The sequence below is a fragment of the Microbacterium sp. genome (assembly GCF_011620665.1).
Classification (GTDB): Bacteria; Actinomycetota; Actinomycetes; order Actinomycetales; family Microbacteriaceae; genus Microbacterium.
In genome coordinates, this window is the sequence record NZ_WOYQ01000006.1 from 1 (window position 1) to 20703 (window position 20703).

Annotated in this window: 17 protein-coding genes and 1 riboswitch; of the genes, 10 read left to right on the forward strand and 7 right to left on the reverse strand. The window is 69.3% G+C overall.

What is annotated here, in order from left to right; genetic code table 11:
• The first annotated feature begins 159 nt into the window (after positions 1-159).
• From QZV81_RS01045 to QZV81_RS01060, 4 genes are all read left to right on the forward strand, one after another.
• Positions 160-1770, forward strand: coding sequence for a DNA-3-methyladenine glycosylase 2 family protein (locus QZV81_RS01045; RefSeq protein WP_292831416.1), 1611 nt, complete (start codon positions 160-162; stop codon positions 1768-1770).
• Entirely contained in the window at positions 1767-2261 is a 495-nt protein-coding gene (locus tag QZV81_RS01050; protein WP_292831178.1) for a methylated-DNA--[protein]-cysteine S-methyltransferase, read from the forward strand. The genes QZV81_RS01045 and QZV81_RS01050 overlap by 4 nt, the downstream gene beginning before the upstream one ends.
• Before the next feature lie 302 nt (positions 2262-2563).
• On the forward strand, positions 2564-4420 hold the full coding sequence (locus QZV81_RS01055) for an ABC transporter ATP-binding protein (protein ID WP_292831180.1): 1857 nt from the start codon (positions 2564-2566) through the stop codon (positions 4418-4420).
• Entirely contained in the window at positions 4417-6231 is a 1815-nt protein-coding gene (locus tag QZV81_RS01060; protein WP_292831183.1) for an ABC transporter ATP-binding protein, read from the forward strand. Before QZV81_RS01055 ends, QZV81_RS01060 begins: the two co-directional genes overlap by 4 nt.
• Before the next feature lie 48 nt (positions 6232-6279).
• Here QZV81_RS01060 and QZV81_RS01065 read toward each other — a convergent pair whose 3' ends face one another.
• Positions 6280-6732, reverse strand: a complete 453-nt coding sequence (locus QZV81_RS01065; RefSeq protein ID WP_292831186.1) for a GNAT family N-acetyltransferase — start codon at positions 6730-6732, stop codon at positions 6280-6282.
• Between the two features lie 165 nt (positions 6733-6897).
• Between QZV81_RS01065 and QZV81_RS01070 the strand changes: the two genes are divergently transcribed.
• Complete coding sequence (locus QZV81_RS01070) at positions 6898-9114, forward strand: NADP-dependent isocitrate dehydrogenase (protein WP_292831189.1); 2217 nt, start codon at positions 6898-6900, stop codon at positions 9112-9114.
• 157 nt (positions 9115-9271) lie between these two features.
• Here QZV81_RS01070 and QZV81_RS01075 read toward each other — a convergent pair whose 3' ends face one another.
• The 4 genes from QZV81_RS01075 to QZV81_RS01090 all read right to left on the reverse strand — a co-directional run bounded on the left by QZV81_RS01075 (position 9272) and on the right by QZV81_RS01090 (position 13292).
• Positions 9272-10735, reverse strand: coding sequence for a L,D-transpeptidase family protein (locus QZV81_RS01075; protein ID WP_292831192.1), 1464 nt, complete (start codon positions 10733-10735; stop codon positions 9272-9274).
• Positions 10736-10758: 23 nt separating this feature from the next.
• Positions 10759-12162 (reverse strand): FAD-linked oxidase C-terminal domain-containing protein, encoded by a 1404-nt coding sequence (locus QZV81_RS01080; protein WP_292831195.1) that lies wholly within the window; start codon positions 12160-12162, stop codon positions 10759-10761.
• A complete protein-coding gene (locus QZV81_RS01085; protein WP_292831198.1) occupies positions 12159-12554 on the reverse strand; it encodes a YrdB family protein in 396 nt (131 codons plus the stop codon). Before QZV81_RS01085 ends, QZV81_RS01080 begins: the two co-directional genes overlap by 4 nt.
• Positions 12555-12710: 156 nt before the next feature.
• On the reverse strand, positions 12711-13292 hold the full coding sequence (locus QZV81_RS01090) for a hypothetical protein (protein WP_292831201.1): 582 nt from the start codon (positions 13290-13292) through the stop codon (positions 12711-12713).
• Positions 13293-13452: 160 nt separating this feature from the next.
• Here QZV81_RS01090 and QZV81_RS01095 point away from each other — a divergent pair, with 160 nt between their 5' ends.
• From QZV81_RS01095 to QZV81_RS01115, 5 genes are all read left to right on the forward strand, one after another.
• Complete coding sequence (locus QZV81_RS01095) at positions 13453-14133, forward strand: response regulator transcription factor (RefSeq protein ID WP_292831203.1); 681 nt, start codon at positions 13453-13455, stop codon at positions 14131-14133.
• A complete protein-coding gene (locus QZV81_RS01100) occupies positions 14123-15523 on the forward strand; it encodes a HAMP domain-containing sensor histidine kinase (RefSeq protein WP_292831206.1) in 1401 nt (466 codons plus the stop codon). The genes QZV81_RS01095 and QZV81_RS01100 overlap by 11 nt, the downstream gene beginning before the upstream one ends.
• Before the next feature lie 38 nt (positions 15524-15561).
• Positions 15562-16428: a potassium channel family protein gene (locus tag QZV81_RS01105; protein WP_292831209.1), complete on the forward strand. Its 867-nt coding sequence runs from the start codon at positions 15562-15564 to the stop codon at positions 16426-16428.
• A 168-nt stretch (positions 16429-16596) separates the two neighbouring features.
• Positions 16597-16682: riboswitch (ZMP/ZTP riboswitch) on the forward strand.
• Positions 16683-16752: 70 nt separating this feature from the next.
• Positions 16753-18027, forward strand: coding sequence for a serine hydroxymethyltransferase (gene glyA / locus QZV81_RS01110; protein ID WP_292831212.1), 1275 nt, complete (start codon positions 16753-16755; stop codon positions 18025-18027).
• A gap of 145 nt (positions 18028-18172) precedes the next feature.
• On the forward strand, positions 18173-19060 hold the full coding sequence (locus QZV81_RS01115; RefSeq protein ID WP_292831215.1) for a bifunctional methylenetetrahydrofolate dehydrogenase/methenyltetrahydrofolate cyclohydrolase: 888 nt from the start codon (positions 18173-18175) through the stop codon (positions 19058-19060).
• 24 nt (positions 19061-19084) lie between these two features.
• Here QZV81_RS01115 and QZV81_RS01120 read toward each other — a convergent pair whose 3' ends face one another.
• Both QZV81_RS01120 and QZV81_RS01125 read right to left on the reverse strand, forming a co-directional pair.
• On the reverse strand, positions 19085-19819 hold the full coding sequence (locus QZV81_RS01120; RefSeq protein WP_292831218.1) for an amino acid ABC transporter ATP-binding protein: 735 nt from the start codon (positions 19817-19819) through the stop codon (positions 19085-19087).
• Positions 19816-20676 carry an amino acid ABC transporter permease gene (locus tag QZV81_RS01125; protein WP_292831221.1) on the reverse strand — a complete coding sequence of 287 codons (861 nt, stop codon included), beginning with the start codon at positions 20674-20676 and terminating at the stop codon, positions 19816-19818. The genes QZV81_RS01120 and QZV81_RS01125 overlap by 4 nt, the downstream gene beginning before the upstream one ends.
• Positions 20677-20703 lie beyond the last annotated feature (27 nt).

Consider the following 20703-nt stretch of genomic DNA (forward strand, 5'->3'; position numbering starts at 1 on the left):
GAGACACCGTCTGTGCCCCGAGGCGCAGGTTGTGCACCGGTGTCTCGGGGCACAACGGGTGTCTCGCGGGTGGTCAGGAGGGGCGGGCGCGCGTGTGATGGCCGATTTCCGCTAGGGGGGATGCTGGGGGCGTGTCAGGCTGGGAGGGTGTTCACCTCCATGACCTTCGACGAGCGCTACCGCGCGATCGACGCACGCGATGCGCGCTTCGACGGTCAGTTCGTCACGGCGGTGCGCTCGACGGGGATCTACTGCCGACCGAGCTGTCCGGCGCGCACCCCGAAGCCGGCCAATGTGAGTTTCTTCCCCACCTCGGCGGCGGCGCACGAAGCCGGCTATCGCGCCTGCAAGCGGTGCCTGCCGGAAGCGGCTCCCGGGTCACCCGAGTGGAACCTGCGCGGCGATGTCGCCGGCCGCGCGATGCGGTTGATCGCCGACGGCGTGATCGAGCGGGAGGGCGTTCCGGGGCTCGCTGCGCGGCTCGGGTACTCGACGCGCCATCTGACACGACTCCTGACCGCCGAGCTCGGCGCCGGGCCGCTCGCGCTCGCGCGTGCCCAGCGCGCGCACACGGCGCGGATGCTCCTGGTCGCCACTGATCTGCCCGTCGCCGATGTCGCGTTCTCCGCCGGGTTCGCCAGCATCCGCCAGTGCAACGACACGATCCGTGAAGTGTTCGGGATGCCGCCCGTTCAGCTGCGTGCGCGGCGCCATGCTCCGCGAGACCTCTCTCAGGTTGCGCACAGCGGCTCCGAGACCGCCACGGGCGAGGTCTTGCGGGAGGTGCGCGGAGCGATCGACCTTGTTCTTCCGTATCGGGGTCCGCTCGATGGCACGGGACTCTTCGCCTGGATGGCCGCGCGCGCCGTCGCCGGTGTCGAGACCGCGAGAGCCGACGCGTTCGCCCGCACCCTGCGGCTTCCCGGAGGTCCCGCGTGGTTCGAGCTCCGCGTCGATGACACAGGCAGCGCCCGCCTGCGCGTGCAGCTTTCGGAGCTGCGCGACCTGCCGGTGGTCGTCGCGCGCGTCCGGCGCCTGTTCGACCTCGACGCCGATCCGCTCGCGGTCGACGCGTCCCTCGCTGCCCATCCCGAGCTCGCGCCGCTCGTCGCACAGACGCCCGGCATCCGGATGCCGGGCGCCGCCGATCCGCACGAAATGCTCATTCGCGCCATGATCGGTCAGCAGATCACAGTAGCGTCGGCCACGGCGGCGCTGAGCGCATTGACCGAGGCGCTGGGTGAACGGATCACCGCGCACGAGGGCACCGACCGGCTGTTCCCCACGATGACGGCGATCGCCGAGCACGGCGCCGAGGTGCTGCGCGGCCCAGGGGCACGCATCCGCGCGATCACCGGAGCCGCCGCGGCCCTGGCCGATGGGTCGCTGACCCTGACCTCGGGCGATGACGGGCCGCGCCAGCGTGCGGCGCTGCTCGCCATGCCCGGGATCGGGCCGTGGACGGCCGACTACGTCCGCATGCGCGTGCTGGGCGGCACCGATGTGTGCCTCCCCGGCGACGTGGCCGTGCGAGCTGGTGCGGCGGCGGCCGGCATCCCGTCGGATCCGCGTGGATTCGAGGCGTGGTCTGCGCGTACCGCACCCTGGCGCAGCTACCTCATGGCGCACCTCTGGCGCGCCGCGCCGGGTGGCCGCGTTCAAGACGACGCCCCCGCGGCACCCGCCTCGCACACAGCGACGAGGACCAGGCGATCCGCATCGCGGTCGCGGTCCACCGTGACTGAGTGCCCGCACCAGGAGAAGACATGACCGCGACCATCCAGACCCTCGATACACCCGACGGACCGTTCACACTGCTGGTCGATGACCGCCAGCGCGTGCTCGCGAGCGGCTGGACGGACGACCACGGCGCCATCCTCGGCCGGCTCCAGGTGACGACCGCCGCCATCCGGGAGGGTGAGGCGGATGCCGCGGCGGCCGTCCGCGCATACTACGCGGGTGACCTCGGCGCGATCGATGCCGTCGAGGTCCACCAGCCGGGTACGGCGCTTCAGCTCGCCGGCTGGTCGGCTCTGCGTCGCATCGTGGTGGGGCATCCGCTCAGCTACCGCGAGTTCGCCGGTGTCCTCGGCCGCCCGTCGGCCGTGCGGGCCGCGGCGTCCGTCTGCGCGCGGAATGCGCCGGCGCTCTTCGTACCGTGCCACCGCGTGCTCCGTGGCGATGGTGCGCTCGGCGGATTCGCTTGGGGGATCGAGATCAAGCGATCGCTTCTCGCACGCGAGGCGGCGGCGAGCTCATAGGGTGACTTGCATTCGATGAATCCTCCGGCATAGTCTGGAAGGCTGTTGCGTCTCCGGTTCGGGGACCTCGGCACCGCGTCCGCACGACAGAGGAGGTAGCCATGTATCAGGCCATCGTCATCGCCACGCCGTCGGCTGCCGTCCCCGCCCGCGGGCTCCGCATCCTCCAGGGATAGTTCGAACCGGTCCGAGGCGGCGCGCGCCGCCCGCAGTCGTTTCCTCCAGGGTCTCATCCCGGCGCCGTTGCGCCCGCCATCATTCGCCGTTCCCCGGCATCCGCACCACCAGCCCAGTCAAGGATCATGACTACTTCTGCCGAGACACCCCTCGAGAAACAGCCGCAGCTATCCACTCTGCGCGCGCTCGCGCGCCTCTATCCGTTCGCCAAGCCGGTTCTGCCGCGGCTGGTGATGGGCGCGTCGAGCGCGCTCGCCGCCGCGCTTCTGGCCCTGTCGATTCCCCTCGTGCTCGAGGTCCTCGTGCAGGGGCCGATCAGTTCTGGCGACCAGGCCCAGTTGATCTGGGGCGCCGTCGCGGTGCTGGTCCTCGGGCTCCTCGAAGCGCTGATGGTGTGGCTGCGCCGCTGGTTCGTTCTCGGGCCGTCGACCGCGGTCGAGTACACCCTCCGTATCAGCTTCTACGAGCGACTGCAGCGTCTTCCGGTCGCCTTCCACGATCGCTGGCAGTCCGGTCAGCTGCTCAGTCGCATGATGCAGGACATCAGCATGCTGCGCCGCTGGCTCGCTTTCGGCGTGGTGCTGCTCGTCGTCAATGTCCTCACGATCGTGGTCGGGGCGGCGCTTCTCTTCCGCTGGCACTGGGCACTGGGTGTGACGTTCCTCGTCGTGTGCGGGCCGCTCTGGTACGCCGGATACCGCTTCCAAAGCAGCTATGGGGATCTGGCACGTCAGAGCCAGGACCAGACCGGCGACCTCGCGACCGCGGTGGAGGAGAGCGTCCACGGCATCCGGGTGCTCAAGGCATTCGGTCGCGGCGGCCATGCGCTGCAGAAGTTCACGCGGCAGGCGGAAACGCTCCGCGAGACCGAGATCAGCAAGGCGCACGCCATGGGCTGGATCTGGTTCTGGCTCGTGCTGCTTCCCGACATCGCCTTCGCTCTGTGCCTCGGTGTGGGCATCGCGCTGCAGCAATTCGGTCAGCTGAGTGTCGCCGAACTGGTCGCCTTCTTCGCCATGGCGACGGTCTTGCGGTGGCCGATGGAATCCATCGGGTTCCTCTTCTCCTTCCTCCTGGATGCCCGCACCGCCACAGATCGCATCTACGAGGTGTTCGACGAAGAGAACACGATCGTCGACCCGGTCGCGCCGACCACGCTGCGGACGGTTCGCGGCGCGCTCGCATTCGAGGCGACGCATTTCCGGTATCAGGATGCCGCGGCTCAGGAGCGCGACCTGCTCGACGGAATCGACCTCACGGTCGAGCCCGGTGAGACGATGGCGCTCGTGGGTCTCACGGGCTCCGGCAAGACGACCCTGACGACCCTGCCCGCGCGCCTGTACGACGTGACGGCGGGGCGCGTCACTCTCGACGGGGTCGACGTGCGCGATCTCACGCTGCGCGAGCTTCGCACGCACATCGGCATGGCGTTCGAGGATGCGACGCTGTTCTCTCAGACCGTGCGCGAAAACGTCCTGCTCGGGCGTGAGGATCTCGCGCCCGGCAGCGCCGACGCTGAGGCAGTCCTGCGAGAAGCACTCGGTGTTGCACAGGCCGGCTTCGTCGAGGATCTGCCGAACGGGGTCGATACCGTCATCGGCGAAGAGGGTCTCAGCCTGTCGGGCGGGCAGCGTCAGCGCCTCGCTCTCGCGAGGGCGGTCGCGGCACGTCCTGCCGTCCTCGTGCTGGACGATCCGCTGTCGGCGCTGGATGTCGAGACCGAAGCCCTCGTCGAGGAGGCACTCCACCGCGTGATGGCCGCGACGACGACGCTGGTCGTCGCGCACCGGCCGTCAACGGTCATGCTCGCCGATCGGGTCGCGCTGCTCGAAGCCGGACGCATCTCGGCGGTCGGCACGCACAGCGAACTCCTCCGCACGAGCGAGCACTATCGCTACGTGATCTCGAGCCTTGAGAGTGGTCTTCGGCGAGCGCAGGGTCAGACCCGGACCCAGACCCGGACCGAGGAGGTGGACCTGTGAGCACAACCGTCACCGGAACCAGCGGCGAAGACCGCTCCGACTACACGCGTGATGAGTCCCGCGCGATACGACGCCGTTCGCTGCGCCTGCTCGGTTCGCTCGTCGAACCGCTGAGGCTCCAACTCGCGCTCGCCGGAATCGTGCTGGTCGTCTCGACAGCGCTGCGGGTGGCCGGGCCGGCACTGATCGCCTACGGCATCAACTCGGCGCTCCCGCAGGTGATCGAGGACACGAACTGGATGCCGACGATCGCGGTCGTCGCGGTCTACCTCGTGTCCGGCATCGGCGGTGCGGCGCTCATCGGCTGGTACGCCGTCGTCGCCGCGCGCCTGACACAGGCCGTCATGCTCGATCTCCGCACACGCATCTTCCTGCACACGCAGCGGCTCAGTCTGGAGTTCCACGAGTCGTACACGTCGGGCCGGATCATCTCGCGCCAGACGAGCGACCTCGACTCGATCCGCGAACTCCTCGACGGCGGTCTGAACGAGCTCGTGTCGGGCGTTCTCTACGGCGGTTTCACCCTGGTCGCGCTCCTGCTGATCGACTGGCGATCGGGGTTGGTCCTGGCTGCCGCCGGTGTGCCGCTGTATCTCCTGATGCGGTGGTTCTACCGCAACTCTCAGCGTGCGTACCGCGAATCGCGGGTGATCAGCGCGAAGGTGATCGTCAAGTTCGTCGAGACGATGACCGGCATCCGCGCCGTGAAGGCGTTCCGCAAGGAGGAGCGCAACGACGACGAGTTCGGCGAGCTGTCCGGGCAGTACCGTGACGTGAATGTCCGCTCGCTGCGCCTGTTCGGCACGTTCGAGCCGGGAATGATGGTCGTCTCGGCGGTCGCGGTCGCGGGGGTGCTCCTCTGGGGCGGTTTGCGCGTGGGTTCCGGGACGCTGGCGATCGGCACCCTGCTGGCGGCCGTGCTGTACGTGCGCAACTTCTTCTCGCCGTTGCAGGATGTCGCGTTCTTCCTGAACTCGTATCAGTCCGCCACCGCTGCGCTCGAGAAGGTGTCGGGGGTGCTCGAGGAGCAACCCACGGTCGCCGACCCCACCCGCCCGGTGGACCTCTGGAACGCGCGCGGGCACGTCGAGTTCCGCGACGTCGTCTTCGGCTACGCGAGCGACCGGACGATCCTGCCGCGCTTCTCGCTCGACATCCCGGCGGGGCAGACGATCGCCCTGGTCGGGACGACGGGCGCGGGAAAGACGACGCTCGCGAAACTGGTGTCGCGGTTCTACGACCCGTCGAGCGGGGTGGTGACTCTCGACGGCGTCGACCTGCGGTCGCTGCACCCGAAGGATCTGCGCCGCGCGATCGTCATGGTCACGCAGGAGGCGTACCTGTTCAGCGGCACGGTCGCCGACAACATCGCACTCGGCAAGCCCGACGCGACGCTCGACGAGATCAAGGCCGCCGCCCGCGCAGTCGGGGCGGAGGGCTTCATCGAGAGGTTGCCGCAGAGCTACGCCACCGACGTGAACAAGCGTGGCGGCCGGGTCTCGGCGGGTCAGCGCCAGCTGATCTCGTTCGCGCGCGCGTTCCTGGCCGATCCCGCGGTGTTGATCCTCGACGAGGCGACCGCCTCGCTCGACATCCCGAGTGAGCGCCAGATCCAGCATGCCCTCCAGACGCTGCTCGCCGACCGGACCGCGATCATCATCGCGCACCGCCTGTCGACGGTGGCGATCGCCGATCGCGTGCTCGTGATGGAGAAGGGCGAGATCATCGAGGACGGCGCCCCCGAGACCCTGATCGCCGGCGCGGGCACGTTCGCGCGACTGCACTCGGCCTGGCAGGAATCGCTCGTCTGACGGTCATGCGGCCGACCCGTCGGCGGGGGAGGATGCCGGGGGTCGGCGTTACAGGCGGATCTCGGCAACGACCTCGCCGAACTCGGTCTCACCGGTCGGAGTGAACCCCACGCGGCGGAAGAACGCTTCCGGGCCCTCTTTGCCGGCTTCGTAGATCACGTCGACATGGTCGATTCCGCGCGCGCGCGCCTCCGCAAGGAGCCCGTCGATGGCGAACCTGCCGACTCCGCGGCCCTGGTCGTCGGCGTCGACGTTGATACGCCACAGTACGGAACGGAAGTGCTCCTGGGGCGCTTCGGGATCGAAGTTCGCACTGACGAACCCGACGACCTCATCGCCGTCGAGCACGACGCGCTGCCACGCGGTCGTCGGATTGACGACGGCTCCGGCGACGGCGTAACTGATCGGGGCCAGAAACTGCTCCTGACCGGGTTTGAGGGACATCGTGTTCACCGCGACGATGGTCGCGGCGGACAGTTCCACGAGGCGCAACTCGGTCATGACCCCAGGGTAGCGGTCGATTCGTACTTCGGTACCCGCTGCGGCCGGGTTTACTCGACCGGTGGTGCCCGCGAGACGGCCGCGAGATATCTCGATATCGAGATACTTTCGGGCGGTGGGGTAGGCTGAATCGCGAACCGCGACGATCGAGCAGAGAGATCAGACGTGTCTGAATCCACCATCATTTACACCCACACCGACGAGGCTCCGGCACTCGCGACCGCTTCGTTCCTGCCGATCGTGCGGGCCGTGGCCGGACGGGCCGGAGTCGAGGTCGACAGCCGCGACATCTCGCTCGCGGGCCGTATTCTCGCCGCGTTCCCACAGCGGCTCACGCCCGAGCAGCAGGTCGGAGATTCTCTCGCGGAGCTCGGCGGTCTCGCCACGCTCCCCAAGGCCAACATCATCAAGCTCCCGAACATATCGGCATCCACCCCTCAGCTGAAGGCAGCCGTCGCGGAGCTTCAGGAGCAGGGCTACGACATCCCCGACTATCCCGACGACGCGTCGACGATCGAGGCGAAGGATGTGCGCGCGCGCTACGACCGCATCAAGGGCTCGGCCGTGAACCCCGTCCTGCGGGAGGGGAACAGCGACCGTCGTGCACCCCTGTCGGTCAAGAACTACGCCCGTAAGCATCCGCACCGCAACAAGGCGTTCCCGATCGGCTCGAAGACCCGCGTCGCCACGATGGCGCGCGACGACTTCAAAAGCAACGAGAAGAGCTGGGTAGCCGCACACGACGACGTGCTCTCGATCCGCCACACGGCCCCGGACGGCACAGTGACCGTACTCAAGCAGGGATTGAAAGTCCTGCCGCGCGAGGTCATCGACGCGACGTTCCTGTCGGCATCCGCCCTCGACGCCTTCCTCGCCGAGACGATCGCGCAGGCGAAAGCCGAGGACGTGCTTTATTCGGTCCATCTGAAGGCCACGATGATGAAGGTCAGCGACCCGATCATCTTCGGCCATGTGGTCCGCGCGTTCTTTGCGGATGTCTTCGACACCTACGGCGAGCAGCTGTTCGCGGCCGGTCTCGATGGCAACAATGGGCTCGGCGCGATCCTCGCCGGTCTCGCCGAGGTCGAGGGCGGTGCCGACATCGCGGCCGCGTTCACGGCCGGCCTCGAGAGCGGCCCGCGTCTGTCCTACGTGAACAGCGACAAGGGCATCACGAACCTGCATGTGCCCAGCGACGTCATCGTGGACGCGTCGATGCCCGCCCTCGTCCGCAACGGCGGAAAGCTCTGGGGCGTCGACGGCAGCGAGGACGACACGATCGCCGTCATCCCCGACTCGTCCTACGCGGGCGTGTATCAGGCCGTTCTGGACGATGTCATCGCGAACGGACCCCTGGACCCGGCGACGATCGGCACCGTGCCCAACGTCGGTCTCATGGCCCAGGCGGCCGAAGAGTACGGCAGCCATGACAAGACATTTGAGATCCCGTCCGCGGGTGTCGTGCACGTGCTCGACAGCAAGGGGACCGTGCTGATCGAGCACGAAGTGGGCGCTGGGGACATCTGGCGCGCGACACAGACCAAGCACATCGCCGTGATCGACTGGGTGCGCCTGGCCGTCGGGCGAGCGCGCGCGACGGGAGTGCCGGCCGTGTTCTGGCTCGACGTCACGCGCGCGCACGATGCTCAGCTCATTGCGAAAGTCCACCAGGCGCTCGCGACGCTGGACACGCACGACATCACGATCGTGATCCTCCCGCCGGCCGAGGCCACGCGGTATTCCCTCGCGCGCATGCGCAGGGGGGAGGACACGATTTCGGTCACAGGCAACGTGCTGCGCGACTACCTCACCGACCTCTTCCCGATCCTCGAGGTCGGCACGAGCGCCAAGATGCTCTCGATCGTGCCACTGCTCGCCGGCGGTGGACTGTTCGAGACCGGTGCCGGCGGCTCAGCCCCCAAGCACATGCAACAGCTGCTGGCGGAGGACTACCTGCGCTGGGATTCGCTCGGTGAGTTCTTCGCCCTTGCCGCGTCGCTCGAGCACTTGTCGGAGTACACCGGCAACGCGAAGGCCAAAGTGCTCGCCGACACGCTCGACGCTGCGACCGGCACTTTCCTCGAGAACGACAGGTCGCCGGGGCGCGCACTCGGCACGATCGACAACCGCGGCAGCCACTTCTACCTCGCGCTGTACTGGGCACAGGAGCTCGCAGCGCAGACCGCTGACGCCGAGCTCGCCGCCGCGTTCGCGCCGATCGCGGCGGACCTGGCTGCTGGCGAACACCAGATCGTCGACGAACTGCTCGCTGTGCAGGGAAACGCGGTCGACATCGGCGGCTACTACCACCCGGACACGGCAAAGGTCCAGGCCGTCATGCGCCCGTCGGCCACGCTGAACAAGATCATCGACGCGCTCTGAGGGTGACGTGGTGCGGCGCTTGTCCCACTTTCGGCTGGCTTCCACGGCGCTAGACAACCAGAATCGGGACATGGTGGCCGAGCTGATCAACGCCGGCAGCTGATCAACGCCGGGAGCTGATCAACGCCGGGAGCTGATCGACGCCGGGTTGCTCGACTCAGTCGTGAATCCACACATCGGCGCCGGTGGGCGCCCAGTCGTAGATGCGCTTGGCCTGCGAGTTCGGCATGCCGACGCAGCCGTGGCTTCGCGGGTTGCCGAAGTCGTTGTGCCAGTAGACGCCGTGGAAGGCCTGGTCGCCGTTGTAGTACATGACCCACTGGACGTTCTCGACCTCGTAGTTCCAGTACGGGTTGTCCGGATCGGAACTGGTCATTGTCTGCGAAGTGATGTGGCTGTTGATCCGATAGTGTCCCGTGTGGGTGGGCGACTCGGCGATGCCGCTCGAGATCGGCCACGAATCGACGACCGCGCCATTCTCTTTGAGGTAGAGAACCTGTGCGCCGAGGTCGACCTCGAGAAGCCGCGCGAGCGTCGTCGTGGTCGCGGGCGTGATGCCGACGGGCAGCGTGTAGACGCCGTTCGCGGAGCTGAGCTGCGCCGCGAAGTCCGTCGCGATCGACGAGGTGTCACCGAGCACGCGTCCGTCTAGGCCGGCTTCACTCGTCGAGAGGACCGTGTTGTCGGAGTTGACGACCACCGTGCCGTTGACCGGGCTGCGATCCACGGCGGCGGGAAGTGTATCGACGACGGACTGGATCTTCGCGGCATCCGCCGTGATGGAGAACGCGCCGGTCTCGTCGGGGGCGATCGTCAGCCAGTTCGCGGCGGTTGCGGCGTCGACCGGCACCGTACGCTCGTCGCCGACGTAGAAGCCGATCGTCCCGAGCATCGCATTGGCAGTGTCCGCGGCGCCCTGCGCGGCGTCGGTGGTGGCCGCTGCGGGGACCACCGCGGGGTCGGTGGAGACGATGGAATCGGAGGATGCGCCGCCGAGCGCGCTGCCGAGCGCTGCGGTGACGGCGGTCAGGTCGATGCCGGCGCCATCGACGGCGGGCGTGACGGTGAACTGCCCATCCGAGAAGACCACGGCCGCGGGCGTCGGGTCGGTGTAGGCGGCCGGAAGCGCGTCTCGGAGCGCCTCAGCGGCCATGGCCGGATCGACGGCGATCTCCACGTCGATGGGGTCACCGAACCACTGCGGCAGGTTCCAGAGCGGCCGCTCGGCGAAAGCGCCCCCGGCCAGGGCGGCGGCTTCGATGGTCGCGCCGAGCTCCGCACCGCTCAGCGCGGGTCCGTCCGCGCCGAGCACGACTGCCGTCTCGGCAAGACGCTGCTCTATCGCGTCCGTCGCTGCGCCCTCGGTGAGGAAGCCGACCGAAACGCCCCCGACGGACGTTCCGGGGGCGATGAGGACCATGGATGCTGCTGCCGCGCCACCGGCGACGACGAGGGCGGGGATGCCGATCCAGAGCCACCGCCGACGCTTCTTGGGTACGGCGGATCCGGCGGGCGTCCACTCGACGGGAGCGGATTCCTGTGGCGAGGGCCCCGACGGGGTGTCGGTCACCAGGGTCGGAGCGGTGTCGTCAGCCTCATTCTTGGTGGCCAGGTCAGTCACGTCTTCTCCCCGGATTGGCGCATTCACGTCCCTCCATGGTACGGGACGGCCGACGATGGCGGGGGCGGGGCGAACACCTTCCCCGGGTTGAGGATGCCGGCCGGATCGAAGACCCGGGCGATCTGCCGCTGCAGCTGCCACTGGTCCTCTCCGAGCTCGACCTTCAGCCACCGGCGCTTGAGCACCCCGATGCCGTGCTCACCGGTGAGGGTTCCGCCCAGCCGGAGGGCGGCGCGGAAGAGATCATCGGCGGCCGCCCACACGGCATCCGGCACGTCTGGCCCGGTGAAGACGAAATTCGGATGCAGGTTTCCGTCGCCGGCGTGGCAGACGGTCGGAATCGTGAGGGCGTACTCGCGCTCGATGCGGGCGATCTCGTCGAACATCGCCGGCAGCGCGCTGCGCGGGACCGACACGTCTTCGATGAGCGTCGTCCCGAGCGCTTCCATCGCGGGGTGCAGCGACCGGCGTACGCGCCACAGCTGCGCGGCGTCGGAGTCGTCCTCCGCGAGGCGAACCTCCCCGCCGCACGCGGCGAGGACAGCCGCGATCGCGCCGGCGTCGTCGGCGGCTGTGGGACCATCGGTCTGAACCGTCAGCTGGGCTTCCCCGCGGCTCGGGTCCGGGAGCGCGAGGTGGGCGTGCACCGCCGCGAGGGAGGCGGCATCCATCAGCTCCATGATCGCGGGCTGCCTGCCCGAGGCGGTCACTGCGGCGGCAGCATTCGCTGCGTCTCTGACTCCGGTGAACGTGGCGGTGAGCGTACGGGGTGCGCCGGGGACTCGACGGCGAAGCTTCAGCGTCGCACCGACGATGACCCCGAGTGTGCCTTCGGAGCCGATCATGAGTGCGGTGAGGTCGAGTCCCGTCACGCCCTTCACGCTCCGGTGCCCGAGGTGCAGCAGGCGCCCGTCCGCGAGGACGACGTCGAGGGCGAGCACCGCATCGCGGACGACCCCGTACTTGGCGCACAGAAGTCCGCCGGCGCCCGTGGCGATGTTGCCGCCGACGGTCGACACCTCGCGACTGGCGGGGTCCGGGGGCCACCACAATCCGTGCGGCGCGAGCCCGCGATCGAGGTCGGCGTTGAGGATGCCGGGTTCGACGACAGCGAGGAGATCCTCGGCCCGCACCTCGAGGAGGCGGTTCATCGACCTCATCGACAGCGCGATCTCGCCTGCGCCCGCGTTCGCGCCACCGGCGAGCCCCGTCGCGGCACCGCGTGTGACGACGGGCGTACCGGTCGCCGAGGCGGTCCGCAGCGTCTCCTGGACGTCGCGGACCGAGGTCGCGTGGACGATCGCGAGCGGTGTCCCCACGGCGGCGTGCCCCGATTTGTCGGCGCGGGCGGCTTCCCGCGATGCGGTGGAGGTGTCGACGCGGTCGCCCAGCGCTGCGCGCAGGAGTGCGACGACATCGGCGGTCATGCGAGGCGGCGGCGTCCCGTGATGAGGCCCGCGGCGACGGCGACGGCGGCGAATGCGAGACCGGCCCACGGTGATCCGCTGGTCCACCAGACGATCGTCGCAGAGGCGTAGACCAAGAGCTCGACGAGTGCCCGGATGAAGGGATGCACGACCACGACGGCGCGCGGAGAGACGAACAGCGCCCAGAGCAGGATCGCGATCACCGGCGCGCCGATGCCGACGACGATGTTCCACGGGAACGGCCATGCTGTGAAGCCCCAGACGGCGAGCGTGCCGATGGCGAACAGCTCGCAGAGAAGCGTCACAGCGTCGACAGCATCGACGGACGGACGCATGCCCGCCGGAAGCGGCTCGGCCGGCATCTCGGGTCGGACGGGGGGAAGATCGGCCATGCTCTCAGTTTAGGCGGCCGGCCGGGTGAAGGCTGGGCTCGGCGTTCCGGTCGGCTCGGCTCGCAGCGGACGGGTCACGAGAGGGCGAAGAACCTCCAGATGGTCTCGGTGGCGGTGATCGCCGAGCCGCCAGGACCGCACCTCGTCGCCCGCCGCTCATGGCGTCCTGGTTTCGTGGCGGAGGTGGATGCCGCGGTCCTGGAACGCCTGCTCGAGTTCGGCGAGTATGGCCTGCACGTCGGCGCCGTACCCGCCTGCCTCGGCGTTCTCGCGGATCTGCTGCCGGAGCTCCGGCCGATCCTCGGCAGGCGCGGCCTGGACCTCGGCGATGTCGGACCTCAACTCTGCAGGCAGGGCATCCAGGCGCTCGTCGATGCGGTGGGCGACGACCAGGGCGCGCCGCCCGTAGTCACCGGCCTCGGCCTGTTCGATGATCTTCCGGAACAGCTCAGGTCGGTCCTCGGGGTCGGCCGCGGCGAGCCCTCGGAGGTCTTCCCGCAGCGCCGGCGGGATCGCAAGGCGCCCGGGGGTGTCAGCGGTCACGGTCGCAGCGGGCTCCGCGCCGACGGCGCTGGTGACGGCCACCGTCCCGACGGCGCCGACCACGAGGCCGGCCGCTGCGACACCGGCGACGAGCCGGCGGGTGCGCCGCGCGAGCCGGTTCGTCGGCATGGCCGGCGCTGCGGTGCCGACCGTGGGGGTGGGATCGGGGGTCGGGGTCGAGTCGCTCTGGTTCATGGTGGTCCTCCTCGGTGGTTCGCCGGTCACCGGCGGGTATGGGGTGTTGCCGCCGAGCGTACGAGGGGGATGTGCGGGGCCGATTCGGCTCGTGTTCGGGAAATGTTCGGGCGCGTTCGGGCGCCCCGGAGCGGAATCGTACCCGAATACCATTGCTCGCATGGACGAGGCGCGCGGGCTGGTGATGGTGCTGGAGGACGAACCGCACATCGCCGAGCTCGAGCGCGAATACCTGCGAGCCGCCGGATACGGGGTGCACATCGAAAGCGACGGCCTGACGGCGCTGGCTTCCGTCGAGCGGCTGAGCCCGGTGCTGATCGTGCTGGATGTCGGCGTGCCCGGCATCGACGGGGTCGAGTTGTGCCGACGACTGCGGGCGCGGGGGGACTGGACTCCGGTGATGTTCGTCACCGCTCGCGACGACGAGGTCGACCGGGTCCTCGGGCTCGAGCTCGGTGGCGACGACTACCTCACCAAACCGTTCTCCCCCCGCGAGCTGGTCGCCCGGGTCGGCAGCATCCTGCGTCGCCATCACGGCCCACCCACCCTCGCCCCGCTGAGCCTCGGTCAGGTCGTGCTGCACCGGGACAGCCGCCGGGTCGAGGCGGACGGGCGTCCGGTGGAACTCACCCCGACCGAGTTCGACCTCCTCGCCGAACTCATCGGGAGCCCGGGGCGGGTGTTCAGCCGACCCCGGTTGCTGGCGTCGGTCTGGGGCCAGGCCGACTACGGACAGCAGCGCACTGTTGACGTGCACGTCGCCCAACTGCGCTCCAAGCTCGGCCAGGCCTGCCCGATCCGCACGGTGCACGGCATCGGCTACCGGGCCGATGACTCCTGATCCGGCCGATCCGCCTGCGAGCCGCGCTCGGGCAGGATGGGGCCTGCGCGCCCGCATCACCGCCCTCGTCGTCGCGGTCGCTGCGCTCGTCGCCCTGATCGGCGGCCTGCTCAGCGTCCAGTTCGTCAGGACAGCCCTCGAAGGCCAAGCCCGCGAGCAGCTCCGCACCAGTCTCACTGCCCTCGACGATCGTGGTGACCTTCTCGTCGGCGACGCGCTGGCTGACCTCGTCGGTGCAGGCATCCTCTGGGCGGTCGTGCCCGCCGACGGCAGTGTGCGCGGACCGGCGGCCCGCTACATCGATGAGGTGATGGCAGAGACGCTGCGCGGCGGGCATCCCGTCTCCGACACCGCACGCGTCTGGCGCGCCCCCGTCGTACTCGAAGGCGTTCCCGTCGGCGGCGGCGGACTTGTGCTGGCCACCGCCGAGGGGCAGATCAACACGGTGACCCGGCAACTGGTGTGGCGGATCGCCACGGCCCTCGCCATCGGGGTGCTCGTCGCCGCGACGGCCGGGGCGTGGTTCGCCAGGCAGCTCTCCGGCCCGCTCACCCGCACCGCGGCGGCCGCCGACCGCATCGCGCGCGGAGAGCGCGGAGTGACCGTCTCCTCGGGCGGCACGATCCCCGAGGTGGCGGCGGTCACCGACGCGCTCACCGCCCTCGACCGGAGCCTCGCGGCGAGCGAAGGTCGACAGCGGGAGTTTCTGCTGTCGATCTCTCACGAGCTGCGCACCCCGCTCACCGCGATCCGCGGCTACGCCGAGGGACTCGCGGACGGCACCTTCCACGGGGATGCGGTCATCCGCGCCGGCGAGATCCTTCAAGCCGAGACCGCGCGGCTGCACCGTTTCGTCGACGATCTGCTCGAGCTCGCCCGACTCGAGGCCGACGACTTCACGCTCGACATCCATCCGACGGCCCCCGCCGAACTGCTTCTCGCCGTACGCGATGCCTGGAGCGCGACCGCCGCGCGTCACACCATCGCCATCGAGGTGCGGTACGACGGCGCGTCCGGGGACCTCCGGGTCGACGTCGACGCGCGTCGGCTCCGCCAGATCGTCGACGGTGTTGTCGAGAACGCGCTTCGTGTCGCCCCCTCCGGCAGCACGCTCACCCTCGAACTGACCGGGGGTGCCGAGCCTGCCCTCTCGGTCCGCGACCGCGGCCCCGGACTCACCGATGAAGACCTCGCCCGCGCCTTCGATCGCGGCGTCCTCGCCGCACGCTACCGAGGCACCCGCCCCGTAGGATCGGGTCTCGGACTGAGCATCGGGCACCGGATGGCCGCCCGGCTCGGCCTCAGGATCGAAGCCGCCCGCCCGCCCTCGGGGCCGGGCACGATCATGACCATCTACCTGCCGCCTGCGGTGCGTGTCCGGCCAACGTGAGTAGCGCTGGCGCTCCGCCGCAGCGGTAGCGTGAGCACGTGGCCTGGAGTGTCGTGAGTTCGCTGCTCGGTGTGGCGATCATCGGCTACGGGCTGACGGACGTGTTCCTCACGCTCGTCCACCCGCACGCGCGCGGACGACTGACCCGCGCGATCTTCGCGGGCGTCTGGCGCGTCACTGCACGTCTCGGAAGCCGCGCCCGGGCCGCGGCGGGCCCGATCGCCGCGATCACGGCCGTGCTCGTCTGGGCGGCGACTCAGACGGTCGGCTGGGCGTTCGTCTACCTGCCGCACGTTCCCGACGGGTTCTTCTACAGCGACGGGGTCGATCCCTCGCATTACGGGGACTTCTCCGAAGCGCTGTACTTCTCACTCGTCTCCCTCTCGACGCTCGGGTTCGGCGACGTCGTCCCCACCGACCCGGTGATCCGGGTGCTCTCGCCGCTGCAGGCGGTGACAGGGTTCGCCCTGCTCACCTGCGCGGCGACCTGGTTGCTGCAGGTCTTCCCGACGCTCGCGCGCCGACGCTCGGCTGCGCTCTCGCTCACCTTCCTGGGCAGCGTGACCTACGCCGAGCGGATCAAAGAAATGGATGCCGGCGCGGCAGCGTCGGTGATCCTCGGTGTCGCGCAGCAGATGGCGGTCGTGCGGGTCGACCTCAGCCAGAATCCCGAGTCGTATTACTTCCGCGAGGGGGAGGCGCCGACCTCGCTCGGTCACGCGCTGCCCATCGCTGAGGCGCTGGCGAACGCGGCATCCGGCTCCTCTCACGTGGAGTTGCAGACCGCGGCGGCAGTGCTCGATCACGCGCTCGAAGATCTCGGGGCATGCCTTCGAGACAACTTCGGTGCGCAGGGTGAGTCGCGGTCCGAACTGATCGACTCGTTCGCCCGCGATCACTCGTGACAAGAGTCCGGCGGAGAACGGCTCCAGCGTGACCCGAGGATCGCGCATTGCGGTGATTCGCGGCCGATCGCGGCCAAGATCCCCCATCCCCTCGAGACCAGGAACCTCGCAGCGGGGTCGCAGCGGGGTCGCATCGACCCGGCACCGTCGACCCGGCATCCGCTAGGATCGGAGCGTCGCGACTGGCGTTGAGGTGGGCCACCACCGGGGAGCGATCGACATGGCATTTTCGACCGTTCGCCTGGGTCGGCCCTGGTTTGGACATACCGCCGACTGCGATCCCCGGGGATCGCCGGGCAGCGGCACTCAACCACCGGAGGACCCATGACCGATTCGTACTTCAACGCCCCGCTCTCGGAGGTCGACCCCGAGATCGCCGCGGTGCTCGAGCGCGAGCTCGATCGTCAGCGCGGCTACCTCGAGATGATCGCCTCTGAGAACTTCGTGCCGGTCTCGGTGCTGCAGTCGCAGGGTTCGGTGCTCACCAACAAGTACGCCGAGGGATACCCCGGCCGCCGCTACTACGGCGGCTGCGAGGAAGTCGACGTCGCCGAAGAGCTCGCGATCTCCCGCGCCAAGTCGCTCTTCGGTGCGGAGTTCGCCAACGTCCAGCCGCACTCGGGTGCAACCGCCAATGCGGCGGTGCTGCACGCGATCGCTCGCCCGGGCGACACGCTCCTCGGGCTCTCGCTCGACCACGGTGGTCACCTCACCCACGGCATGAAGATCAACTTCTCCGGCCGGCTCTACAACATCGTGGCGTACGGCGTCGACCCCGAAACCTCGATCATCGACATGGAGGAGGTTGCTCGTCTCGCACGTGAGCACCGCCCCAAGGTCATCATCGCGGGCTGGTCGGCATACCCCCGGCAGCTCGACTTCGCACGGTTCCGCGAGATCGCCGATGAGGTCGGCGCCCTCCTGTGGGTCGACATGGCGCACTTCGCCGGGCTCGTGGCCGCCGGCATCCACCCCTCACCCGTGCCGCACGCGCACGTGGTCTCGTCGACCGTGCACAAGACGATCGGCGGCCCGCGCTCGGGCTTCATCCTCACGAACGACGCCGACCTCGCCAAGAAGATCAACAGCGCGGTCTTCCCCGGGCAGCAGGGTGGCCCGCTCATGCACGTGATCGCCGCGAAGGCGACCGCCTTCAAGCTCGCGGCGACGCCGGAGTTCAAAGAGCGGCAGGAGCGTGTCCTTCGTGGCGCGGCCCTGCTCGCCGATCGCCTTTCTCAACAGGACGTGAAGGATGCCGGCATCACGGTCCGCTCCGGCGGCACCGACGTCCACCTCGTGCTCGTCGATCTCCGCGATGCCGCGATCGACGGCAAGCAGGCCGAGGATCTGCTGCACGAGATCCGCATCACGGTGAATCGCAACGCGGTGCCGAACGATCCGCGTCCGCCGATGGTGACGTCGGGCCTGCGCATCGGGACTCCGGCGCTCGCGACCCGCGGGTTCGGCGACGCCGATTTCACCGAGGTGGCCGACATCATCGCCCTCGCGCTCCTGCCCGGCGCCGACGTCGAATCGCTCCGCGCCCGCGCGATCGCGCTGACCCAAGCCTTCCCCCTCTACCCCCACCTCCACCAGTAACCCCGCCCCGCCCCGCCCCCCCGCGAGACACCGTCCCTGCCCCGAGACACGCGTTGTGGACCGGTGTCTCGGGGCGAGACCGGGGTCTCGCGGCAGGCGAACGGGGGCGAACGGGGGGAGAGAGAGAAAGAGAGAAAGAGAGAACATGACGGCGCAGATGCTCGATGGGACTGCCGCGGCGGCGGCGATCAAGGCCGAACTGACCACGCGGGTGGCGGCGCTCGCCGAGCGCGGGATCGTGCCGGGGCTCGGAACCCTGCTGGTGGGCGCGGACCCGGCATCCCGCTCATACGTCACCGGCAAGCACCGCGACTGCGCCGAGGTCGGCGTCGCCTCGATCTCGGTCGAGCTCCCCGAGACCGCGACACAGGAGGAGATCGCCGACGCGGTGCTCGCTCTCAACGCCGATCCCGCGGTCACGGGGTTCATCGTCCAGCTGCCGCTGCCGTGGGGCATCGACCAGAACACGATCCTCGAGCTGATCGATCCGGACAAGGATGCCGACGGACTGCACCCCACCAACCTCGGTCGCCTGGTGCTGGGGGTCGATCCGGCGACGGCGGTCGCGGCGCCGTTGCCGTGCACGCCGGCGGGGATCGTCGAGCTGCTCAGCCGGCACGGTGTCGAGATCGCCGGTCGGCACGTCACCGTCATCGGCCGAGGCATCACGGTCGGCCGCCCGCTGGGATTGCTGCTGACACGCAAGGGCATCGATGCGACGGTGACGCTCACGCACTCGCGCACGCCCGACCTGGCCGCCGACGTTCGCCGCGCCGACATCGTCGTGGCCGCCGTCGGTCAGCCGTACCTCGTGCAGGCGGACTGGATCAAGCCCGGCGCAGCCGTCCTCGACGTGGGGGTCACTCGGGTCGGCACGACCGAGTCGGGGGGCGCGAAGCTCGCCGGTGACGTCGACCCGGCGGTGGCCGAGGTCGCCGGCTGGCTGTCGCCCAACCCGGGCGGGGTGGGGCCGATGACTCGCGCGATGCTGGTCGCGAACGTCGTGGAGATCGCCACCCGGCTCACCCGCTGAGCCCGGGATGCCTGGGCGAGCGCCTCAGGCCGGCAAGCGTGCGAGGAACTCGCGCGTGCGCGCCTCTCGGGGGGAGCCGAACACCGCAGTCGGGGTCCCCTGTTCGATGATGGTCCCCGCATCGAGGAACACGACCCGGTCGGCGATCTCACGGGCGAAGGCCATCTCGTGTGTGGCCATCAGGATCGTCGCTCCCTCTCCGGCGAGTTCACGCACGAGTGCGAGCACATCGCCGACCAGTTCCGGATCCAGCGCCGAGGTGATCTCGTCGAGCAGCAGCACTTCGGGGTCGGTGGCGATCGCGCGTGCGATCGCCACGCGTTGCTGCTGTCCGCCGGACAGGCGATCGGGATGCTCGTCGACCTTGTCGGCGAGTCCGACTCGCTCCAGGAGCGCCAGGGCCCGTGCATCGGCCTCACGCCGCGGCATCCGGTGCACGACGCGCGAGGCGAGCGTGATGTTCTGTTGCACGCTGAGGTGGGGGAACAGGTTGTATGCCTGGAAGACGATCCCGAACCGGGCGCGGACGGCATTCTCGTCGATGCGCGGATCGGAGATGTCCTGCCCGTCGAGCAGGATCTGCCCGTCGTCGATCGGCTCGAGGAGATTGAGGCAGCGCAGCAGGGTCGACTTGCCCGATCCGCTCGCCCCGATGAGGGCGACGACCTCGTGCTGGTTGAGCTCCAGCGACACGCCGCGCAGCACGGCGCGATCGGCGAAGGACTTCCAGAGGCCGGAGGCCTTCAGCAGCGCGCTCACAGGAGCGAGCCTTGCTGCTCGCGCTCGCGCAGCCGCGCGGTGTACCAGTCGGTCAGCCGGATGCTCGGGATCGCCATCAGGATGAACAGGATGCCGGCCAGCACATACGGCGTGAAGTTGTAGCTCTGCGATGCCTCGATCTGAGCGGCGCGCACCGCGTCGACGGCGCCGAGGATCGAGATGAGCCCGACGTCCTTCTGCATCGAGATGAAGTCGTTCATCAACGGTGGGGTCATCTTCCGGAGAGCCTGTGGCAGCACCACTCGGCGCAGGGTCTGCAGGTGGCTGAGTCCCAGTGCGCGGGCCGCGAGTCGCTGCGACGGATGCACGGCCTCGATCCCCGCGCGGATCACCTCGGCGACGTATGCCGAGTAGGTCAGCGTGATGGCGAGCACGCCCAGCCACAGCACGGAGATGCGGGTGTTCGTGATCGTGGGCAGCCCGAACCCGACGAGGTAGGCCACGATGATGAAGGGCAGTCCGCGGAAGATGTCGGTGTAGCCGGCCACGAGCGCCCGTGCCGGGAAGAACACCGGGCCCCGGAGCGTCCGGATGCTCGCCAGCACGAGCGCGACCAGGCCGACGGAGATGACGGACAGGCCGAGCACCTGCAGGTTGAAGAGGAACCCGTTCCACACGCGGGGGAGTGCCTGCAGTGCGACCTGCGGATCGAAGAACGCCTGCTGGACGGCAGCCCACCCGGGGGTGTCGATGACGGTGACCCAGACGATCGCGGCGAACGCGAGGGTCGAGACGATCGCGACCAGCACCGAACGCTGCTCGCGACGGCGCCGGAAGGCACGCCGATCGAGCTCGAGCGCACTCGGCTCGTACCCTGCGGACAGCTCTACACCCACGAGACGACGTTAGCGGAGCTGTTCGGC